Origin of the sequence: Streptomyces sp. T39, from assembly GCF_008042045.1 — a bacterium.
Lineage (GTDB): Bacteria > Actinomycetota > Actinomycetes > Streptomycetales > Streptomycetaceae > Streptomyces.
This window is the reverse complement of the sequence record NZ_RDBP01000012.1, coordinates 1975801-1996452: the sequence shown is the minus strand read 5'-3', so window position 1 is coordinate 1996452 and position 20652 is coordinate 1975801. Positions and strand designations below refer to the sequence as shown.

16 protein-coding genes and 1 tRNA gene are annotated in these 20652 nt (G+C 69.3%); 3 read left to right on the top strand and 14 right to left on the bottom strand.

Features of this window, described 5'->3' with window-relative positions; translation table 11 throughout:
* Positions 1-27: 27 nt before the first annotated feature.
* The 10 genes from EAO77_RS10030 to EAO77_RS09980 all read right to left on the bottom strand — a co-directional run bounded on the left by EAO77_RS10030 (position 28) and on the right by EAO77_RS09980 (position 13400).
* Complete coding sequence (locus EAO77_RS10030; protein WP_147987672.1) at positions 28-3930, bottom strand: DNA-directed RNA polymerase subunit beta'; 3903 nt, start codon at positions 3928-3930, stop codon at positions 28-30.
* A gap of 124 nt (positions 3931-4054) precedes the next feature.
* Positions 4055-7540 carry a DNA-directed RNA polymerase subunit beta gene (rpoB, locus tag EAO77_RS10025; RefSeq protein ID WP_147987671.1) on the bottom strand — a complete coding sequence of 1162 codons (3486 nt, stop codon included), beginning with the start codon at positions 7538-7540 and terminating at the stop codon, positions 4055-4057.
* A gap of 608 nt (positions 7541-8148) precedes the next feature.
* Positions 8149-8529 carry a 50S ribosomal protein L7/L12 gene (gene rplL / locus EAO77_RS10015; protein WP_147987670.1) on the bottom strand — a complete coding sequence of 127 codons (381 nt, stop codon included), beginning with the start codon at positions 8527-8529 and terminating at the stop codon, positions 8149-8151.
* A gap of 110 nt (positions 8530-8639) precedes the next feature.
* On the bottom strand, positions 8640-9170 hold the full coding sequence (gene rplJ, locus EAO77_RS10010; protein WP_147987669.1) for a 50S ribosomal protein L10: 531 nt from the start codon (positions 9168-9170) through the stop codon (positions 8640-8642).
* Positions 9171-9447: 277 nt separating this feature from the next.
* Entirely contained in the window at positions 9448-10386 is a 939-nt protein-coding gene (locus tag EAO77_RS10005) for a hypothetical protein (RefSeq protein ID WP_261993851.1), read from the bottom strand.
* A 161-nt stretch (positions 10387-10547) separates the two neighbouring features.
* Positions 10548-11276: a 50S ribosomal protein L1 gene (gene rplA / locus EAO77_RS10000; RefSeq protein WP_147987667.1), complete on the bottom strand. Its 729-nt coding sequence runs from the start codon at positions 11274-11276 to the stop codon at positions 10548-10550.
* Positions 11277-11379: 103 nt separating this feature from the next.
* Positions 11380-11814: a 50S ribosomal protein L11 gene (gene rplK / locus EAO77_RS09995; RefSeq protein ID WP_003956479.1), complete on the bottom strand. Its 435-nt coding sequence runs from the start codon at positions 11812-11814 to the stop codon at positions 11380-11382.
* A gap of 166 nt (positions 11815-11980) precedes the next feature.
* Positions 11981-12865, bottom strand: a complete 885-nt coding sequence (nusG, locus tag EAO77_RS09990; RefSeq protein WP_147987666.1) for a transcription termination/antitermination protein NusG — start codon at positions 12863-12865, stop codon at positions 11981-11983.
* Positions 12866-12939: 74 nt separating this feature from the next.
* Complete coding sequence (gene secE / locus EAO77_RS09985) at positions 12940-13221, bottom strand: preprotein translocase subunit SecE (RefSeq protein WP_147987665.1); 282 nt, start codon at positions 13219-13221, stop codon at positions 12940-12942.
* A gap of 106 nt (positions 13222-13327) precedes the next feature.
* Positions 13328-13400 (bottom strand) — tRNA-Trp (locus tag EAO77_RS09980).
* A 217-nt stretch (positions 13401-13617) separates the two neighbouring features.
* On the opposite strand from EAO77_RS09980, the gene EAO77_RS09975 reads away from it, so the two are divergent.
* From EAO77_RS09975 to EAO77_RS09965, 3 genes are all read left to right on the top strand, one after another.
* The gene (locus EAO77_RS09975) at positions 13618-14844 is read left to right on the top strand and encodes a pyridoxal phosphate-dependent aminotransferase (RefSeq protein ID WP_147987664.1); all 1227 of its coding nucleotides are present in this window, start codon (positions 13618-13620) and stop codon (positions 14842-14844) included.
* A 157-nt stretch (positions 14845-15001) separates the two neighbouring features.
* Positions 15002-16033: an adenosine deaminase gene (locus EAO77_RS09970; RefSeq protein WP_147987663.1), complete on the top strand. Its 1032-nt coding sequence runs from the start codon at positions 15002-15004 to the stop codon at positions 16031-16033.
* A gap of 49 nt (positions 16034-16082) precedes the next feature.
* Positions 16083-16715, top strand: coding sequence for an NAD(P)-dependent oxidoreductase (locus EAO77_RS09965; protein WP_147987662.1), 633 nt, complete (start codon positions 16083-16085; stop codon positions 16713-16715).
* Between the two features lie 28 nt (positions 16716-16743).
* On the opposite strand, the gene EAO77_RS09960 is transcribed toward EAO77_RS09965, so the two are convergent.
* The 4 genes from EAO77_RS09960 to EAO77_RS09945 form a co-directional block, all read right to left on the bottom strand.
* Positions 16744-17799 (bottom strand): UDP-N-acetylmuramate dehydrogenase, encoded by a 1056-nt coding sequence (locus EAO77_RS09960; RefSeq protein WP_147987661.1) that lies wholly within the window; start codon positions 17797-17799, stop codon positions 16744-16746.
* A 104-nt stretch (positions 17800-17903) separates the two neighbouring features.
* The gene (locus tag EAO77_RS09955) at positions 17904-19316 is read right to left on the bottom strand and encodes a DHA2 family efflux MFS transporter permease subunit (RefSeq protein WP_147989058.1); all 1413 of its coding nucleotides are present in this window, start codon (positions 19314-19316) and stop codon (positions 17904-17906) included.
* A gap of 147 nt (positions 19317-19463) precedes the next feature.
* Positions 19464-20126 (bottom strand): TetR/AcrR family transcriptional regulator, encoded by a 663-nt coding sequence (locus EAO77_RS09950; protein ID WP_187283173.1) that lies wholly within the window; start codon positions 20124-20126, stop codon positions 19464-19466.
* A 117-nt stretch (positions 20127-20243) separates the two neighbouring features.
* Positions 20244-20652: MaoC family dehydratase (locus EAO77_RS09945; protein WP_147989057.1), on the bottom strand; the 409-nt coding region annotated here is incomplete at its 5' end.

Here is a 20652-nt window from a genome sequence, read left to right as displayed (position 1 = left end):
CCGCCCTTCGGACGTGGCTCACACGCCTTACTGGTTGTACGGACCGTAGTCGTAGTCCTCCAGCGGGACGGCCTGGCCGGAGCCGGTGCCGAACGGCGAGTAGTCGATGTCGTCGTAGCCGACGGCCGAGTACATCGCGGCCTTGGCCTCCTCGGTCGGCTCGACCCGGATGTTGCGGTAGCGGGACAGCCCCGTACCGGCCGGGATGAGCTTACCGATGATGACGTTCTCCTTGAGGCCGATCAGGGAGTCCGACTTGGCGTTGATCGCCGCGTCGGTCAGGACCCTGGTCGTCTCCTGGAAGGACGCCGCGGACAGCCACGACTCGGTCGCCAGCGAGGCCTTGGTGATACCCATCAGCTGCGGACGGCCGGAGGCGGGGTGACCGCCCTCGGTGACCACACGACGGTTCTCGGTCTCGAACCTCGAACGCTCGACCAGCTCGCCCGGCAGCAGCTCCGCGTCGCCGGACTCGATGATCGTCACCCGGCGCAGCATCTGCCGGATGATGATCTCGATGTGCTTGTCGTGGATCGACACACCCTGCGAGTTGTAGACCTTCTGGACCTCGCCGACCAGGTGGACCTGGACCGCACGCTGGCCGAGGATGCGCAGCACGTCGTGCGGGTTGGTCGCACCGAAGGCCAGCGGCTCGCCGACCTGGACGTGGTCGCCCTCGCGGACCTTGAGCTTGGCACGCTTCGAGATCGGGTAGGCCGTCTCGTCGCTGCCGTCGTCCGGGGTGACGACGATCTTCTTGGTCTTCTCGGTCTCCTCGATCCGCACGCGGCCGGCGGCCTCGGAGATCGGGGCGACACCCTTCGGCGTACGGGCCTCGAAGAGCTCGACGACACGGGGCAGACCCTGGGTGATGTCGTCACCGGCCACACCACCGGTGTGGAAGGTACGCATCGTCAGCTGGGTACCGGGCTCACCGATGGACTGGGCGGCGATGATGCCGACCGCCTCACCGATGTCGACCAGCTTGCCGGTGGCCAGCGAACGGCCGTAGCAGAAGGCACAGGTGCCGACGGCCGACTCACAGGTCAGGACCGAGCGGGTCTTGACCTCCTCGACGCCCGCGGCGACCACGGCGTCGATGAGCACGTCACCGAGGTCGACGTTGGCCGGCGCGATGACCTTGCCGTCCACGACGACGTCCTCGGCGAGCATCCGCGCGTACACGGAGGTCTCGACGTCCTCCGCCTTGCGCAGCACACCGTCGGCGCCCCGCTCGGCGATCCGCAGCTTGAGGCCGCGGTCGGTGCCGCAGTCCTCCTCGCGGATGATGACGTCCTGCGAGACGTCCACCAGACGACGGGTCAGGTAACCCGAGTCGGCGGTACGCAGGGCGGTGTCCGCCAGACCCTTACGGGCACCGTGCGTGGAGATGAAGTACTCCAGCACGGACAGGCCCTCACGGAAGGACGCCTTGATCGGACGCGGGATGGTCTCGTTCTTGGCGTTCGACACCAGACCGCGCATACCGGCGATCTGACGCATCTGCATCATGTTTCCACGAGCACCCGAGTTGACCATCATGAAGATGGGGTTGGTCTTCGGGAAGTTCGCGTTCATCGCCTCGGCGACCTCGTTGGTCGCCTTGGTCCAGATCGCGATGAGCTCCTGGGTGCGCTCGTCCTTGGTGATCAGACCGCGCTCGTACTGCTTCTGGACCTTCTCGTCCTGGGCCTCGTAGCCCGCGACGATCTCCTTCTTCGCCTCGGGGACGACGACGTCGGAGATGGCCACGGTGACGCCGGAGCGGGTCGCCCAGAAGAAGCCGGACGCCTTCAGGTTGTCGAGCGTCGCCGCCACGATGACCTTGGGGTAGCGCTCGGCCAGGTCGTTGACGATCTCGGAGAGCTGCTTCTTGCCCACCGAGTAGTCGACGAACGGGTAGTCCTCGGGCAGCAGCTCGTTGAAGAGCGCACGGCCGAGCGTGGTCTTCAGACGGAAGCTGTCGCCCTGCTGCCAGGTGTTCTCCTCGCCCTCCTCGGGCGCCGGAGGCGTCCAGCCGCGCGGCGGGATGGTGCCCACCGGGAAGCGGATGTCGACCTTCGCCTGGAGCGAGAGCTCCCGGGCGTCGAAGGCCATGATCGCCTCGGCGGTGGAGCCGAAGGACCGGCCCTCGCCGATGACCTCGCGCTCCTCCTCGTCCGTGGTGAGGAAGAAGAGGCCGAGCACCATGTCCTGGGTGGGCATGGTGACCGGACGGCCGTCGGCCGGCTTGAGGATGTTGTTGGAGGACAGCATCAGGATGCGGGCCTCGGCCTGCGCCTCCGCGGACAGCGGAAGGTGCACGGCCATCTGGTCACCGTCGAAGTCCGCGTTGAACGCGGTGCAGACGAGCGGGTGGATCTGGATGGCCTTGCCCTCGACCAGCTGCGGCTCGAAGGCCTGGATGCCGAGACGGTGCAGCGTGGGCGCACGGTTCAGCAGCACCGGGTGCTCGGCGATGACCTCTTCGAGGACGTCGTACACCACGGTGCGGCCGCGCTCGACCATGCGCTTGGCCGACTTGATGTTCTGCGCGTGGTTCAGGTCCACCAGGCGCTTCATCACGAACGGCTTGAAGAGCTCCAGCGCCATGGCCTTGGGCAGACCGCACTGGTGCAGCTTCAGCTGCGGGCCGACGACGATGACGGAACGGGCCGAGTAGTCGACTCGCTTGCCGAGCAGGTTCTGACGGAAACGGCCCTGCTTGCCCTTGAGCATGTCGCTCAGGGACTTCAGCGGACGGTTGCCGGGACCCGTCACCGGGCGGCCGCGGCGGCCGTTGTCGAAGAGGGCGTCGACCGCCTCCTGGAGCATGCGCTTCTCGTTGTTCACGATGATCTCGGGCGCGCCGAGATCGAGAAGCCGCTTCAGGCGGTTGTTGCGGTTGATGACACGGCGGTACAGGTCGTTCAGGTCGGAGGTCGCGAAGCGGCCACCGTCCAGCTGCACCATCGGACGCAGGTCCGGCGGGATGACCGGGACGCAGTCCAGCACCATGCCCTTGGGGCTGTTGGAGGTCTGCAGGAACGCGGAGACGACCTTGAGGCGCTTGAGCGCACGGGTCTTCTTCTGGCCCTTGCCGGTGCGGATGATCTCGCGGAGGCGCTCGGCCTCCTCGTCGAGGTCGAAGGACTCCAGGCGCTTCTGCAGCGCGGCGGCGCCCATCGAACCGTCGAAGTAGGTGCCGAAGCGGTCGCGCAGCTCGCGGTAGAGCAGCTCGTCGCCCTCCAGGTCCTGGACCTTGAGGTTCTTGAAGCGGTTCCACACCTCGTCGAGACGGTCGATCTCGCGCTGGGCGCGGTCGCGCAGCTGCTTCATCTCGCGCTCGGCGCCCTCGCGCACCTTGCGGCGCACGTCGGCCTTGGCGCCCTCGGCCTCCAGCTCGGCCAGGTCGGTCTCGAGCTTCTTGGCACGGGCCTCGAGGTCGGCGTCGCGGCGGTTCTCGATCTGCTGGCGCTCGACGGAGACGTGGGCCTCCAGCGACGGCAGGTCGCGCGTACGGCGCTCGTCGTCGACGAACGTGATCATGTAGGCGGCGAAGTAGATGACCTTCTCGAGGTCCTTCGGCGCCAGGTCCAGCAGGTAGCCCAGGCGCGACGGGACGCCCTTGAAGTACCAGATGTGGGTGACGGGAGCGGCAAGCTCGATGTGGCCCATCCGCTCACGGCGCACCTTGGCGCGGGTGACCTCGACGCCACAGCGCTCACAGATGATGCCCTTGAAGCGGACACGCTTGTACTTGCCGCAGTAGCACTCCCAGTCCCGGGTCGGACCGAAGATCTTCTCGCAGAAGAGTCCGTCCTTCTCGGGCTTCAGGGTGCGGTAGTTGATGGTCTCCGGCTTCTTGACCTCGCCGTGGGACCAGGTCCGGATGTCGTCCGCGGTGGCCAGGCCGATCCGCAGCTCGTCGAAGAAGTTGACGTCGAGCACTTTTTCGTCAATCCCTCTTTCGGGGTTGTGCCCTCCGCGTCAGCGGAAAACGGGCTCTGTATCAGTGGTCTGTACGGTCCCGGGGACGGTGGGGGCTCCCTTCCGGGAGCCCCCACCGGGCCCGTCAGACCTCTTCGACGCTGCTCGGCTCGCGCCGGGACAGGTCGATACCGAGCTCCTCCGCGGCGCGGAAGACGTCCTCGTCCGTGTCGCGCATCTCGATGGACATGCCGTCCGAGGACAGCACCTCCACGTTGAGGCAGAGCGACTGCATTTCCTTGATGAGCACCTTGAAGGACTCGGGAATGCCGGGCTCGGGGATGTTCTCGCCCTTGACGATGGCCTCGTAGACCTTCACGCGGCCGGTCACGTCGTCGGACTTGATCGTCAGCAGCTCCTGGAGTGCGTAGGCGGCGCCGTACGCCTCCAGTGCCCACACCTCCATCTCACCGAATCGCTGGCCACCGAACTGGGCCTTACCACCCAGCGGCTGCTGGGTGATCATCGAGTACGGACCGGTCGAACGGGCGTGGAGCTTGTCGTCGACCAGGTGGTGGAGCTTGAGGATGTACATGTACCCGACCGAGATCGGGTCCGGGAACGGCTCGCCGGAGCGGCCGTCGAACAGGCGCGCCTTACCGGTGGGGAGCACCATGCGCTCGCCGTCGCGGTTCGGGATCGTGTGCTGGAGCAGGCCGGCCAGCTCGTCCTCGCGGGCACCGTCGAAGACCGGGGTCGCGACGTTGGTGCCGGGGGCGACGTCGTCGGCACCGATGACCTGGAGACGCTGCGCCCACTCCTCCGCGAGGCCGGAGACGTCCCAGCCGCGGCTGGCGAGCCAGCCGAGGTGGATCTCCAGGACCTGTCCCGGGTTCATCCGGGACGGGACACCCAGCGGGTTGAGGATGATGTCGACCGGGGTGCCGTCCTCCAGGAACGGCATGTCCTCGATCGGCAGGATCTTGGAGATGACGCCCTTGTTGCCGTGACGGCCGGCGAGCTTGTCACCGTCGGTGATCTTGCGCTTCTGGGCCACGTAGACGCGGACCAGCTGGTTGACGCCCGGGGGAAGCTCGTCGCCCTCCTCGCGGTCGAAGACGCGCACGCCGATGACCTTGCCGGTCTCGCCGTGCGGCACCTTCAGCGAGGTGTCGCGGACCTCGCGCGCCTTCTCGCCGAAGATCGCGCGGAGCAGACGCTCCTCCGGGGTGAGCTCGGTCTCGCCCTTGGGCGTGACCTTGCCGACCAGGATGTCGCCGGCGACGACCTCGGCACCGATGCGGATGATGCCGCGCTCGTCGAGGTCGGCGAGGACCTCCTCGGAGACGTTCGGGATGTCCCGGGTGATCTCCTCGGGGCCCAGCTTGGTGTCACGGGCGTCGACCTCGTGCTCCTCGATGTGGATCGAGGAGAGGACGTCGTCCTGCACGAGGCGCTGCGACAGGATGATCGCGTCCTCGTAGTTGTGGCCCTCCCACGGCATGAACGCCACGAGCAGGTTCTTGCCGAGCGCCATCTCGCCGTTCTCGGTGGCCGGACCGTCGGCGAGGACCTGGCCCTCGACGATCCGGTCGCCCTCGTCCACGACGACCTTCTGGTTGACCGAGGTGCCCTGGTTGGAACGGGAGAACTTGTGCAGGCGGTACGTGGTGTACGTGCCGTCGTCGTTGGCGATGGTGATGTAGTCCGCGGAGACCTCCTGGACCACACCGTCCTTCTCGGCCTTGAGCACGTCGCCGGCGTCGGTGGCGCAGCGGTACTCCATGCCGGTGCCCACGAGCGGCGCCTCGGACTTGATGAGCGGCACGGCCTGCCTCATCATGTTCGCGCCCATGAGGGCACGGTTGGCGTCGTCGTGCTCGAGGAACGGGATCATGGCGGTGGCGACCGACACCATCTGGCGCGGCGAGACGTCCATGTAGTCGACGTCCGTGCCGGGCACATAGTCGACCTCGCCGCCACGGCGGCGGACCAGCACGCGGGACTCGGCGAACCGGAGCTCGTCGGTCAGCGGCGCGTTGGCCTGCGCGATGACGAAGCGGTCCTCCTCGTCGGCGGTGAGGTAGTCGACCTCGTCGGTGACGACACCCTCGACGACCTTGCGGTACGGCGTCTCGATGAAGCCGAACGCGTTGATCCGGCCGTACGAGGCGAGCGAACCGATCAGACCGATGTTCGGGCCTTCGGGCGTCTCGATCGGGCACATGCGCCCGTAGTGCGACGGGTGGACGTCACGGACCTCGAAGCCGGCCCGCTCACGGGAGAGACCACCCGGGCCGAGGGCGTTGAGACGACGCTTGTGCGTCAGACCCGACAGCGGGTTGTTCTGGTCCATGAACTGGGACAGCTGGCTGGTGCCGAAGAACTCCTTGATGGAGGCGACGACCGGCCGGATGTTGATCAGGGTCTGCGGCGTGATCGCCTCGACGTCCTGGGTGGTCATGCGCTCGCGCACGACGCGCTCCATACGGGCGAGACCCGTACGGACCTGGTTCTGGATCAGCTCGCCGACGTTGCGGATGCGGCGGTTGCCGAAGTGGTCGATGTCGTCGGTCTCGACCATGATCGAGCGACCGGACTCGCCGACCGTCTCGGTCTCACCGGCGTGCAGCTTCACCAGGTACTTGATGGTGGCGATGACGTCGTCGGTGGTGAGCACGCCGGCGTCCAGCGGCTCGTTCGCGCCGAGCTTCTTGTTCACCTTGTAGCGGCCGACCTTCGCGAGGTCGTAGCGCTTCGGGTTGAAGTAGAGGTTCTCGAGCAGCGTCTGAGCGGCCTCGCGCGTGGGCGGCTCGCCCGGGCGCAGCTTGCGGTAGATGTCGAGCAGCGCGTCGTCCTGGCCCTGGGTGTGGTCCTTCTCCAGGGTGGCGCGCATGGACTCGTACTCGCCGAACTCCTCGAGGATCTGCTCGGTCGTCCAGCCGAGCGCCTTGAGCAGGACGGTCACGGACTGCTTGCGCTTGCGGTCGATGCGCACACCGACCATGTCGCGCTTGTCGATCTCCATCTCCAGCCAGGCACCCCGGGACGGGATGATCTTGGCGGTGTAGATGTCCTTGTCGGACGTCTTGTCGATGGAGGAGTCGAAGTAGACACCCGGCGAGCGCACGAGCTGCGACACGACGACACGCTCGGTGCCGTTGATGACGAAGGTGCCCTTGTTGGTCATGAGCGGGAAGTCGCCCATGAAGACCGTCTGGGACTTGATCTCGCCGGTCTCGTTGTTCGTGAACTCGGCGGTGACGAAGAGCGGGGCGGCGTACGTGAAGTCGCGCTCCTTGCACTCGTCGATGGAGTTCTTCGGGGGCTCGAAGCGGTGGTCGCGGAAGGTCAGCGACATCGACCCGGAGAAGTCCTCGATCGGGGAGATCTCCTCGAAGATCTCCTCCAGACCGGACTTCGTGGGGACGTCCTGTCCGCTGTCGAGAGCCGCCTCGACGCGAGCCTTCCATGCGGCATTGCCGAGCAGCCAGTCGAAGCTCTCGGTCTGGAGCGCAAGAAGGTTCGGAACCTCGAGGGGCTCCTTGATCTTTGCAAAGGAGATGCGCAGCGGGGCAGTGCTGGCGCCGTTGTTCGTATTCGCGGTCGAGGCGTTGCGCGAGGCGGCCAAGAGGGGGTCCTTCCGAGGGCTCGGACTCACTACGCGCGTACCGGTCCCATGCTGTGCGTCGAAAGAAGGCCCAGGTCGGGGCTTGTTTTCGGTCGATGCTCAGGTATGGAGATGCCCCTGGTGACGGGCAGGGGGCAGCTAACAGGCAGCGCAAAGGGTCAGTGTAGCCACTTGGCACACTGATGTCCAGTCCCGGTTTATGGGAAGACTCGAGACCCTCGTTGTACTCAACTCCGCGAACCCATGCGCCGTGCGGCGCACATCGATACTGCCCGTTCGGTCGCCGATCCATGCCTCGGATACGGATCGTTGTGGCGACGCGTCCTGAGAATTGCGCGCTGCGTGCGGTTCGTCAAGGCCCCCTGTCCCCGAGCTGCCGGTCGGGGACGCCCGCAGGCCGCCGGGAGGGGGCGTCTGCCTGCGGATTCGCCCCGCAGACGGCCATGATCACCCTACCCCCCGCAGCGGGGAGAGCAAGGCAGCCGCCTCGGGCATGCCGAAGGGCGACCACCCGGTTGGATGATCGCCCTTCGGTGTGCGTGCGTTACACACCGGGAGTCGGCGGACTCCCGACGCGCACGCTCAGTGAGTCACGGGGACTCGTGAGGTCACTTGACCTCGACGGAGGCGCCGGCGGCCTTGAGGGACTCGGCAGCCTTCTCCGCGGCCTCCTTGGCGACCTTCTCGAGGACCGGCTTCGGGGTGCCGTCGACGAGGTCCTTGGCCTCCTTCAGGCCGAGGGAGGTCAGCTCACGCACGACCTTGATGACCTGGATCTTCTTCTCGCCGGCACCCGTGAGGATGACGTCGAACTCGTCCTGCTCCTCGACGGCCTCGGCGGTGGCGGCCGGGCCGACCGGGGCGGCGGCGACGGCCGCGGCGGCGGTGACGTCGAACTTCTCCTCGAAGGCCTTCACGAACTCGGAGAGCTCGATGAGGGTCATCTCCTCGAACTGCGCGAGCAGGTCGTCCTGGGACAGCTTCGCCATGATGGCGTCCTTCCACTAATTCGGCAGGTGCCGGATGTACATGTCGGCGGGCGTACGTTCGGCCCGCTGCGACCGGCGCCTAGGCGGCACCGGTCAATGCGCGAGCCGAGTTACTCGGCACCGCCCTGCTCGGCCTGCTTGGCACGAAGCGCCTCCGCGGTGCGGACGAACTTCGAGGGAAGCGCCTGGAAGAGCTGAGCAGTCTGCGTCTGCTTGCCCTTGAAGGCGCCCGCCAGCTTGGCGAGCAGAACCTCGCGGGACTCGAGGTCCGCAAGCTTCTTGATCTCATCGGCGGACAGCGCCTTGCCATCAAGGACACCGCCCTTGATGATCAGGTTCGGGTTGTCCTTGGCGAAGTCACGAAGACCCTTCGCCGACTCCACCGGGTCACCGGTGATGAAGGCAACCGCCGTCGGACCACTGAAGTGGTCGTCGAGCGAGGTGATCCCGGCCTCATTGGCCGCAATCTTGGTCAGCGTGTTCTTCACCACGGCGTACTGGGCGTTCTCACCGAGCGAACGACGCAGCGTCTTGAGCTGCGCCACGGTGAGACCCCGGTACTCGGTCAGCACGGCGGCGTTCGAGCTGCGGAACTGGTCCGCGAGCTCGGCTACCGCGGCAGCCTTGTCGGGCCTTGCCATGAGCGTCGGCCTCCTTCCGGGTGATGAGGACCGCTCAGAAGGGGCTGAACAAAACGAAACGCCCCGGCGCAGGCGCACGGGGCGTAGCTCGACCGGAACGAGAACCGGTCCGGGAGCTTTCCACGGTCACCTGCGCGGGTCGTCCGCTCTGAGCGGATCCTTCGGCCACCGGACCCTCGGAAGGAGAGCACGGCAACGACCAGCGGTCTTTGGCTTCTGTGGAATCGTACGGGAACGGATCCCCGTCAGGCAAATCCGGTCAACTGCGGCCGGGGGATCAGGAAGTGGCCGAGTCCGCCTGGGCGTCCTGGGCGGCCCCGAGGCCCTCGCCGAGCTCCCCGAGCATCTCCATCAGGTCGACGGTCTCACCGGCCGGAGGGGTCTGCACGCTCGCCTTGGCGCCGTAGTCGGAGTACTCGGCGACGATCTTCATGGCGCCCTCGGGGCTGTCCATGCCGATGTCCATCTTGGCCGGGTAGCCGTCCCCGTCGACCCAGACCTCGATGTCGTAGCCCTCGATGCCGGCCTTCTCGACGCCCTCCAGCAGGCTCTTGCGGTCGGCGTCGGAGAGCACGTCGAGGGACTCGTTGGCGTCGAGCATCTCGGCGACCGTGAGCGAGCCCTTGTAGTGCTCCGTGTCGACGCCGCCGACCTTCTCGGAGCCCACGTGCTTCAGGTTGGGCGAGTCGAGCAGGATCGCCAGCTGCTGGGCCGGGTCCTGGTTCATGTTCTCCAGGCCGCCGGTCATCTGCTTCTGCAGCGCCTTGTCACCGGACTGCTCCGCGAGGGCGGCGAAGTCCATCTTCATCCAGCGCTTGCCGTCCATGTCGGCGGCGGCCTCGGCGCCCATGTCCATGTACATGACGTTGTCGACCATGAGCATGCGCATCTGCTCGGGGTCGCCGGGCTCGGTCTGGAACGCCTCGCCCTTCACCGTCATGTCCATCAGGGACGGGTCCCAGCCCATGACGCCCGTCATCTCGAAGTCGCCGCCGCCCTCCATGGAGGCGGGCATGGTCATCGTCATGCGCACCTTGGCGGACTTGGCCTCGGACGTCTTCTCGAACGCGGCCGTGAGGGCCTGCGCGGCCGCCGACCGGGACTGCGTCTTCGCCTTCGCCGCGGGCGCGTCGGACGCCTTCTTCTCCTCACCCTGACAGCCGGCGACGCCGGCTATCACCGCGAGAGCCGTCACCGCGACACTCGCGCGCCTCATGACCGACTTGCTCATTCCCCACCCCTGCTTGTCGTTTGCGAACTCTTTAACCGTAACCCACGGGTACGACGGCGGGGAAAAGGAAAACCGGCCCCCTCCGCCTCAACTGCGCGGTGGGGGCCGGTTCTTCAGACGCGAGACCCGCGGCTGCCGTCCTGGGATCAGACGGCGGCCGGGTCCTCCTCGACGAGGAGGTTGCGGGTGCGGTTGGAGTCCAGCGGGATGCCGGGGCCCATCGTCGTCGTCAGGGTCGCCTTCTTGATGTAGCGGCCCTTGGCGGCGGACGGCTTCAGACGGAGGATCTCCTCCAGCGCCGCCGCGTAGTTCTCGACCAGCTTCGTCTCGTCGAAGGAAACCTTGCCGATGATGAAGTGCAGGTTCGAGTGCTTGTCGACGCGGAACTCGATCTTGCCGCCCTTGATCTCGTTGACGGCCTTGGCGACGTCCATCGTGACGGTGCCGGTCTTCGGGTTCGGCATCAGACCACGCGGACCGAGCACGCGGCCCAGGCGGCCGACCTTGCCCATGAGGTCCGGGGTGGCGACGACCGCGTCGAACTCGTTCAGGCGCTGGCCCTTGGAGATCTCGTCGATCAGTTCGTCGGAGCCGACGATGTCGGCGCCCGCGGCTTCCGCTGCCGCAGCACGGTCACCGGTCGCGAAGACCAGGACCCGGGCGGTCTTGCCGGTGCCGTGCGGAAGGTTGACGGTGCCACGGACCATCTGGTCGGCCTTGCGCGGGTCGACGCCCAGGCGGAAGGCGACCTCGACGGTGCCGTCGAACTTGGTGGCGGCGGTGTCCTTGGCGAGACGGACGGCCTCGAGCGGGGCGTAGTTCCGCTCCCGGTCGACCTTGGCGTCCGCGCCGCGGAGAGCCTTGCTGCGCTTCACTTCTTCTCCTGTGGAGTCACACCGTGCGGCTGCGCCGCACGGCTCAGGTGTGGAGTCGTGGTCCGGGCCAGCGCCTGGCCCTGCCACTGAGGTACGGGGACTGTCAGCCCTCGACCGTGATGCCCATGGAACGGGCGGTGCCGGCGATGATCTTCTCGGCGGCGTCCAGGTCGTTGGCGTTCAGGTCGGGCATCTTGGTGGTGGCGATGTCACGGACCTGGTCGCGCGTCAGCTTGGCGACCTTGGTCTTGTGCGGCTCGCCGGAGCCCTTGTCCACACCCGCGGCCTTGAGGATCAGCTTGGCGGCCGGCGGAGTCTTGGTCACGAAGGTGAAGGAACGGTCCTCGTAGACCGTGATCTCCACCGGCACGACCATGCCACGCTGCGACTCGGTCGCGGCGTTGTAGGCCTTGCAGAACTCCATGATGTTGACGCCGTGCTGACCCAGGGCGGGACCGACCGGCGGAGCCGGGTTGGCCGCGCCGGCCTGGATCTGGAGCTTGATAAGCCCCGTGACCTTCTTCTTCTTGGGAGGCATGTGCTCTCTCCGGGTCTAGTGAGAGTTTTCGGCACTCCATCCGGTCATCCGGATGGAGGCATACCGCACAACGATAACGGGTATCCATGCGCGGCCAAAAACCGAGCAGGTCAGACAGCCCGGAAAGGGCGGTCCGACCTGTTCGGAAGCCGTACGTCCAGAAGGTTCAGTTCTTCTGGATCTGGTCGAAGCTCAGCTCGACCGGGGTCTCGCGGCCGAAGATCTCGACGAGGCCCTTGACCTTCTTCGAGTCGGCGTTGATCTCGTTGATCGTGGCCTGGAGGGTGGCGAACGGGCCGTCCGTGACGGTGACCGAGTCGCCCACCTCGAAGTCCAGGACCTGGACCTCGACCTTGCGGGCCGGAGCCGGCTTGCCCTCGGCCTCGGCGGCCTCGCGGGCGGCCTTCTCCTCGGCCTCCGGGGCGAGCATCTTGACGATCTCGTCCAGCGTCAGCGGGTACGGGTCGTAGGCGTTGCCCACGAAGCCGGTGACACCGGGCGTGTTGCGCACGACGCCCCAGGACTCGTTCGTCAGGTCCATGCGGACGAGCACATAGCCGGGCAGCTTGTTCTGCCGGACGTTCTTGCGCTCGCCGTTCTTGATCTGGACGATCTCTTCCTCGGGGACCTCGGCCTGGTAGATGAAGTCCTCGACGTTCAGCGAGACGGCGCGCTGCTCCAGGTTGGCCTTCACGCGCTTCTCGTAGCCCGCGTAGGTGTGGATCACGTACCACTCGCCGGGCAGACCGCGGAGTTCGTCACGCAGTGCGGCGATCGGGTCGGCCGGGGCCTCGGGCTCGGCGGCGGGCTCGTCGTCGGCCTCCGCCTCGACGGCCTCGTCCTCTTCGTCCTCGTCGGCGGCGGGCTCGTCCTCTTCGGCGGCCTCGTCCTCGTCCTCGGAGAGCAGTGCGGCGTCCTCGGCGGCCTCGTCGGCGGCCTCGGCCTCGTCCGGCTCCACAGCGTCTGCCGCCTCGACGATGTCGAGCTCGTCCTCGGTGGACTCGAAGCTCTCGCCGGACTGGGCGGCGTCGTTCAGGTTCGCGTCAGACACGGTGGCTGCTTCTTCCTGGATACATATGGGTGGAACATGCGAAAGGGGCGCCGGCGTACGGCGCCCTCCGCGGATCAGCCGAAGACGTACTTGACTGCTTCCTGGAAGCCAAAGTCAATCACGGTCACGAGGCCGATCATGATGACAACGAAGATAATCACCACTGTGGTGTACGTCGTCAGCTGGCTGCGGGTGGGCCAGACGACCTTGCGCAGCTCGGCGACGATCTGGCGGTAGAAGAGGCCGAGACGGCCGAGCGGGCCCTTCTTGCCGCGCTTGCCGCCCTTGCGGGGCTTCTTGTCCCGCGACTCGTCCTCGGCATCAGGCATGTCGATGGAGCCCACGGCGTCCGTCACGATCTCTCACCTGATTCCCGGGTCGGCCGTGCCGCGCCCGGTGGAGCCGCACGGCGGTGCATTGAAGTACGTACATGCGCACACAGCCTGGCGAAGGTGTGTGTAGCAGGGCCGGAGGGACTTGAACCCCCAACCGCTGGTTTTGGAGACCAGTGCTCTACCAATTGAGCTACGACCCTTTGTGGTGCCCCCCAACCTACCGCATCCGGCCGGATGCACTAAGTGCCCGGTACGGATGTGGCTGGTGAAGGCCAACGACGGTTGAGTGTACGTGTTCCCAGGCCCGGCGTCGAACACGATCCACACCGGCGGCGGGACGGTCCGCTTCTGACCACTGTTGTCCGCTCCTCGAAACCTGTGTGCCGCCCCGGTTTGCCGTCTGGGACCATGGGCCGCATGAGCGCTGCAACCCCTCCCACCGAGCGCCGGGTCTCCGCCCGCATCGGCGCGATCTCCGAGTCCGCGACCCTCGCCGTCGACGCCAAGGCCAAGGCCCTCAAGGCCGCCGGGCGTCCGGTGATCGGCTTCGGCGCGGGTGAGCCCGACTTCCCGACCCCCGACTACATCGTCGAGGCCGCCGTCGAGGCCTGCCGCAACCCGAAGTACCACCGCTACACGCCGGCCGGCGGTCTGCCCGAGCTGAAGAAGGCCATCGCCGAGAAGACCCTCCGGGACTCCGGGTACGAGGTCGACCCCGCCCAGATCCTGGTGACCAACGGCGGCAAGCAGGCCATCTACGAGGCGTTCGCCGCGATCCTCGACCCGGGCGACGAGGTCATCGTCCCCGCCCCGTACTGGACCACCTACCCCGAGTCGATCCGGCTCGCGGGCGGCGTGCCGGTCGAGGTCGTCGCCGACGAGACCACCGGCTACCGGGTCTCGGTGGAGCAGCTGGAGGCCGCGCGCACCGAGCGGACGAAGGTCGTCCTGTTCGTCTCGCCGTCCAACCCGACCGGCGCCGTCTACAGCGAGGCGGACGCCCGGGCGATCGGCGAGTGGGCCGCCGAGCACGGCCTGTGGGTGCTGACCGACGAGATCTACGAGCACCTGGTCTACGGCGACGCGACGTTCACCTCGCTGCCCGCCCTGGTGCCGGCGCTGCGCGAGAAGTGCATCGTGGTCAACGGCGTCGCCAAGACGTACGCGATGACCGGCTGGCGTGTCGGGTGGATCATCGGCCCCAAGGACGTCGTGAAGGCCGCGACCAACCTCCAGTCGCACGCCACCTCCAACGTCTCCAACGTGGCCCAGGTCGCCGCGCTGGCCGCCGTCTCGGGCGACCTGGAGGCCGTGGCGGAGATGCGCAAGGCGTTCGACCGCCGCCGGCAGACCATCGTGAAGATGCTCGGCGAGATCGACGGCGTCCTCTGCCCGACCCCCGAGGGCGCCTTCTACGCCTACCCCTCGGTCAAGGGCCTGCTCGGCAAGGAGATCCGCGGCAAGCGCCCGCAGACCTCCGTGGAGCTCGCCGCCCTGATCCTGGACGAGGTCGAGGTCGCGGTCGTCCCGGGCGAGGCCTTCGGCACCCCCGGCTACCTGCGCCTGTCGTACGCGCTCGGCGACGAGGACCTGGTCGAGGGCGTCTCGCGGATCCAGAAGCTGCTCGCGGAGGCGAGGGACTGAGTCCCGTCGCCCCGCCCGCGCGGCGCCCGTCCCGGTCCCCGGGGCGGGCGCCGCGCGCGTTGCGGGACCGTTCCGGCGGCTGCGTCGTGCGTTCGGGCAAGCGCCCGATCGGGGAAACCCCCTGCCGCGCCCGGCCGCACTGAGGCAGGATCACCTGATGGAGCACGTACGCGATCTCTCGCTTCTGCCGAAGGCCCATCTGCATCTGCACTTCACCGGCTCGATGCGCCCGGCCACCCTGCTCGAACTCGCCGACAAGTACGGCGTGCACCTGCCGGAGGCGCTGACCGGCGGGGAGCCGCCGAAGCTGCGCGCGACCGACGAGCGCGGCTGGTTCCGCTTCCAGCGGCTGTACGACATGGCCCGCTCCTGCCTGCGCGAGCCGGAGGACATCCGGCGGCTGGTGCGCGAGGCGGCCGAGGAGGACATCAGGGACGGCTCCGGCTGGCTGGAGATCCAGGTCGACCCCACCTCGTACGCGCCGCGGCTCGGCGGGCTGATCCCCGCCCTGGAGGTCATCCTCGACGCCGTGGACGGTGCCGCGCGGGAGACCGGCCTGGGCATGCGGGTGCTGGTCGCCGCGAACCGGATGAAGCACCCGCTGGACGCCCGCACACTGGCCCGGCTCGCCGTGCGCTACGCCGACCGCGGCATCGTCGGCTTCGGCCTCTCCAACGACGAACGCCGGGGCATGGCACGGGACTTCGACCGCGCCTTCGCCATCGCGCGCGAGGGCGGGCTGCTGGCCGCCCCCCACGGGGGCGAGCTCACCGGGCCCGCCTCGGTGCGCGACTGCCTCGACGACCTGCACGCCGCCCGCATCGGCCACGGGGTGCGCGCGGCGGAGGACCCCCGGCTGCTGCGCAAGCTCGCGGAGCGGCAGATCACCTGCGAGGTCTGCCCGGCGTCCAACGTCGCGCTCGGCGTGTACGAGAAGCCGGCGGACGTGCCCCTGCGGACGCTCTTCGACGCCGGGGTCCCGATGGCCCTCGGGGCGGACGACCCGCTGCTCTTCGGCTCGCGCCTCGCCGCCCAGTACGAGCTGGCCCGCCGGTACCACGGCTTCACCGACGAGGAACTCGCCGAGCTGGCGCGCCAGTCGGTGCGCGGGTCGGCGGCGCCCGACGACGTCAGGGCCAAGCTGCTGGCCGGCGTCGACGACTGGCTGGCGCAGCCGCCGGGTGCGTGAACCGGCGCCCGGCGGCGTCGCGACGACTCGACCCTCAGGAGGGTGCACGATGGAACTCACCGTCTTCGGGGCCACCGGCGGAGTCGGCCGGGAGGTCGTCCGTCAGGCGCTGGACGCCGGGCACCGGGTCACCGCCGTGGTCCGGGACCCCGCACGGCTCACGGTGACGGGCTCCCGCCTCCGGGTGTTCCCCGCCGACCTCGCCGACGCGGGCGCGCTGCGCGCGGCCGTCGCCGGACGCGACGCGGTGCTGTCCGGGCTGGGCGCCCGCAGGAAGGCCGACGCGGGGGTCGCCACGCGGCTCACCCGCGGCGTGCTGGACGCGATGGAGGCGGAGGGCGTGCGCCGGCTGCTGGTGGTGAGCGCCGCCCCGCTGGGGACCGCCGCGGGGCGGGAACCGCTGCTGGACCGGGCAGTGACCGCCCTGGTCGGAGCGGTGCTCAAGGACGTCTACGCCGACCTGCGGGCCATGGAGGCGGCGCTGGCGCGCAGCGCGACCGACTGGACCTCCGTACGGCCGCCGAGACTGCTCGACAGGCCGCTGACCGGCCGCTACCGGACGGCGGTCGGCGCCAATCCGCCCAGTGCCCGGGTGATCGGCCGGGCGGACGTGGCGCACGCGATGCTGGCGATGGTCCCGGACCCGGCGACGGTGGGGCAGGGCGTGGGCGTCGCGTACTGAGCACCGGGGCCGTGGCCGGCCGGGGGGCTCAGAGGCTGACGCCGACCGTCACCGGCTCGTTGACCAGCGTCACGCCGAACGCGTCCCGGACCCCGGCGACCACCTCGCGGGCGAGGGCCAGCAGGTCCTCGGTGGTGGCCTCGCCCCGGTTGGTCAGGGCGAGCGCGTGCTTGGTGGAGATGCGCGCCGGGCCCTGCCCGTATCCCTTGGTGAAGCCCGCGCGGTCGATCAGCCAGGCGGCGGAGGTCTTGGTGAGCCCGTCGCCCGCCGGGTACGCGGGCGGGGTGACGCCGTCGCCGAGGCGGTCGCGCACCGCGTCCAGGAAGTCGGCGTACTGGGCGGCGGTGAGGACCGGGTTGGTGAAGAAGGAGCCGGCCGACCAGGTGTCGTGGTCCTCCGGGTCGAGCACCATGCCCTTGCCCGCGCGCAGCGCGAGCACGGTCCGGCGGGCGTCCGCGGCGGGCACCCGGTCGCCGACCTCGATGCCGAGGTGCTTCGCCGTCTCCGCGTACCGCACCGGGGCGGACAGGCCGCCCGCGTCCTCCAGCGCGAAACGGACGCGCAGGACGACATAGCGCTCGGGGTGTTCCTTGAAGCGGCTGTGCCGGTAGGAGAACGCGCACTCCTCGCCGGTCAGCGTCACCGTCTCACCGGCGGTGCGGTCGTACGCGACGACCTCGGTGATCGTGTGGGACACCTCCTGGCCGTAGGCGCCGACGTTCTGGATCGGCGTCGCCCCGGCCGAGCCGGGGATGCCGGCGAGGCACTCGACGCCCGCCAGACCGGCCTCGACGGTCCGGGCGACCGCGTCCGTCCACGTCTCCCCCGCCGCCAGCTCCAGCCGGGTCCCGTCGAGACGGAAGCCGCGGGTGGCGATGCGCAGGGCGGTCCCGTCGAAGCCCTTGTCGCCGATGACGAGGTTGCTCCCGCCGCCGACGATCAGCAGCGGGGTGCCGCTGTCGTCCGCCTCGCGTACGGCGGAGATCACCTCGTCGTCGGTGGTGGCCACGACCAGGCGGGTGGCCGGGCCGCCGAGCCGGAAGGTCGTCAGGGGGGCGAGGGGGGCGTCGTGGAGTACCTGCACGGGGACAAGGGTACGGTCCGCGGACCCGGCGCCCGGGCGGGCCCGCGGACCCTGCTCCCGCCGCGGGCGCCTGACACGGCGGGCCTGCTCCCGCCGCGGGCGCCTCACACGGCCGACCGGGCCGGCTCCTCGTGCGCCGGGGCGGGGACGCCGGCGGCCTTCTCCGGCCGCCCTCCGCGGGGCGGCCGGGCGGAGGGGATCAGCAGCGCGACCGCGGCGGCGAGGGCGACCACCGCCGCGCCGATCCACAGCGCGGGCACGGTGCCGTCGGTGAACGCCTGCGCCGACCCGTATCCGCCCCGTGCGGCGAACACCGCTCCGAGCACCGCGACGCCCAGGGCACCGCCGACCTCGCGGAGGGCGTTGTTGGCGCCGGAGGCGATGCCCTGCTCGGCGGGCCGGACGCTGCTCATGACGACGCTCGCCGCCGGTGCGAAGTAGAGCGCCATGCCCAACCCGCCGAGTATCAGCCCGGGCAACTGGGCCGCGTACGGCATGCCGGGCTCCGCGAGCAGGGCGAACACACCGAGCCCGGCCGCCTGGAGCGCCAGGCCCGCGACGACGACGGGGCGGCCGCCCAGCCGGTCGGAGAGGATCCCGGCGACGGGCGCGACCAGCAGCGGCATCCCGGTCCACGGCAGCATCCGCAGCCCGGCCTCGGTGGGCGAGTAGCCGTCCACGGTCTGGAAGAACTGGCTGAGCAGGAAGATCGAGCCGAACATGCCGAGGAACATCAGCAGACTCGCGACGTTGATCCCGAAGAAGGCGCGGTCGCGGAAGAGCCGCATCGGCAGCATGGGCGCCCGCGCCACGCTCCCGTGCCGGACGAAGGCCAGCAGCAGCACCGTCCCGCCGACGAGCCCGATCAGCACGGGGGCGCTGCCCCAGCCGTGGGCGTTGGCGTTGACCAGCCCGTGGACGATCCCGAAGAGACCGCCGCTGACGAGCAGGGTGCCGGGTACGTCCAGGCGGGCGCCGGGGGCGCGGGACTCGGTGAGCCGGAAGCGGGCGAGGGGCAGGAGCAGGAGGCCCACCGGCACGTTCAGCCAGAAGATCCACTGCCACGAGAGGTGCTCGGTGAGGCTGCCTCCGATGAGCGGACCGCCGGCCACGGCCAGGCCGGTGATCGCGCCGAAGACGCCGAGCGCGGCACCGCGGCGGGCCTCCGGGACGGCGGCGGTGAGCAGGGTGAGGGTCAGCGGCATCATGATCGCCGCGCCCACGCCCTGCACGGCCCGCGCCGCGACCAGGGCGTCGATGCCGGAGGCGAGCGCTGCCGCGGCGGAGGCGCCGGTGAAGACGGTGAGGCCGACGACGAAGAGCCTGCGCCGTCCGAACCGGTCGCCGAGCGCGGCGCCGAGCATCAGCAGGACGGCGAAGGTGAGGGTGTAGCCGTTGACCGTCCACTCCAGGTCCTCCAGCGTGCCCCCGAGGTCGGCGCGGATGGAGGGGAGGGCGGTGGTGACGACCAGGTTGTCGAGAGCCGCCATGAACCCGGCGACGCCGGTGACGACCATGGTCCAGACGGCGGTGGCGCGTGGGGCGGGACGCTGTTTCGGGTGCACTGGCTCCCCCAGAGGGTTAGTAATCGATGACTAACTTTCAAGGACAGACCGGGACGCGGAGCATACGCTCCGCGCCGTCGCGCGCCGGGCGGGGGCCGGTCACTCCCCCGCGGAATCCGGGCCCCCGCCGTCCGGGACCCCGGCCCCCTCGGGCCCGCCCGCGGCTCCGGGATCGTCCGGAGCCGCTGGGTCTGCGGGACCGCCGGGGCCTGCGGGGCGTGCCGAGTCGTAGAAGCCGGCCCAGATCCGGTGACCGGCGGGAAAGCCCATGGAGACGAGGACGTTGACGAGCATGCCGTACGCGAGGAAGGCCGTGGTCTCGTTCACGTCGGCGCCCAGACGGACATGCACGGCGTCCCACAGCTCCAGCCAGCCGCGCCGGATCCGGTCGCCGAAGTCGTGGTCGCCCGCCGCCTCGGCCGCCGCGACGGCGACGTAACTCTGCATCTGCATCAGCAGCTTCTCGGGGTCGTCCGCGATCAGGCGCTGATAGGCGGCCGCCATGGCGTCGAGGGCCTCCTGGCCCTCCAGCCCCTCGGCGGCCCCGTCGAACACCCGGCGCACGTCGGCGAGACAGCGGGTGGACGCCGCGAGGAAGATCGCCTGCTTGTTGGGGAAGAGGCGGAAGAGATAGGGCTGGGAGACGCCGACCCTCCTGGCGATGACCTCCGTCGACGTGCCGTGGTATCCGGCACGGGCGAACTCGGTGACCGCCGCGCGGACGACACTCTCCCGGCGCTCTTCTGCGCTCATCCTGACCATGCGGATAAGTTAGTGGCCAATAACTAACTCGGTCAAGCCCGCGGCACGCGAAAAGGGGGCGCCCACAGGGGCGCCCCCTCGCCGCCGGGGCCCGTGCTCCAGGACCCGGCGGACGGCTCAGGCGAGCTGGACCACCGCGCGGGACATGCCCAGCACCTTCTGGCCGGCACACGTGGCCAGCAGGTCGACCCGCACCCGCTTGTCGTCGAGGAGCGCCGCGACCTTGCCGCTGACCTCGACGACGGCCCCCTTGTCGTCGTTGGGGACGACGACGGGCTTGGTGAAGCGGACGCCGTACTCGACGACCGCGCCCGGGTCGCCGAGCCAGTCGGTGACCACGCGGATCGCCTCGGCCATGGTGAACATGCCGTGGGCGATGACGTCCGGCAGGCCGACCTCGACCGCGAACTTCTCGTTCCAGTGGATCGGGTTGAAGTCGCCGGAGGCGCCCGCGTACCGCACCAGCGCGGCGCGGGTCACCGGGAAGCTCGCCGGGGGCAGTTCGGTGCCGACCTCGACGTCCGCG

What these genes read in the sequence shown, in the direction of transcription:
- rplL (WP_147987670.1), bottom strand. Translation starts at nt 8,529, where the DNA reads ATGGCGAAGCTGTCCCAGGACGACCTGCTCGCGCAGTTCGAGGAGATG.
- rplJ (WP_147987669.1), bottom strand. Translation starts at nt 9,170, where the DNA reads ATGGCAAGGCCCGACAAGGCTGCCGCGGTAGCCGAGCTCGCGGACCAG.
- EAO77_RS10005 (WP_261993851.1), bottom strand. Translation starts at nt 10,386, where the DNA reads ATGAGGCGCGCGAGTGTCGCGGTGACGGCTCTCGCGGTGATAGCCGGC.
- rplK (WP_003956479.1), bottom strand. Translation starts at nt 11,814, where the DNA reads ATGCCTCCCAAGAAGAAGAAGGTCACGGGGCTTATCAAGCTCCAGATC.
- EAO77_RS09975 (WP_147987664.1), top strand. Translation starts at nt 13,618, where the DNA reads ATGAGCGCTGCAACCCCTCCCACCGAGCGCCGGGTCTCCGCCCGCATC.
- EAO77_RS09970 (WP_147987663.1), top strand. Translation starts at nt 15,002, where the DNA reads ATGGAGCACGTACGCGATCTCTCGCTTCTGCCGAAGGCCCATCTGCAT.
- EAO77_RS09965 (WP_147987662.1), top strand. Translation starts at nt 16,083, where the DNA reads ATGGAACTCACCGTCTTCGGGGCCACCGGCGGAGTCGGCCGGGAGGTC.
- EAO77_RS09955 (WP_147989058.1), bottom strand. Translation starts at nt 19,316, where the DNA reads ATGGTCGTCACCGGCGTCGCCGGGTTCATGGCGGCTCTCGACAACCTG.
- EAO77_RS09950 (WP_187283173.1), bottom strand. Translation starts at nt 20,126, where the DNA reads ATGGTCAGGATGAGCGCAGAAGAGCGCCGGGAGAGTGTCGTCCGCGCG.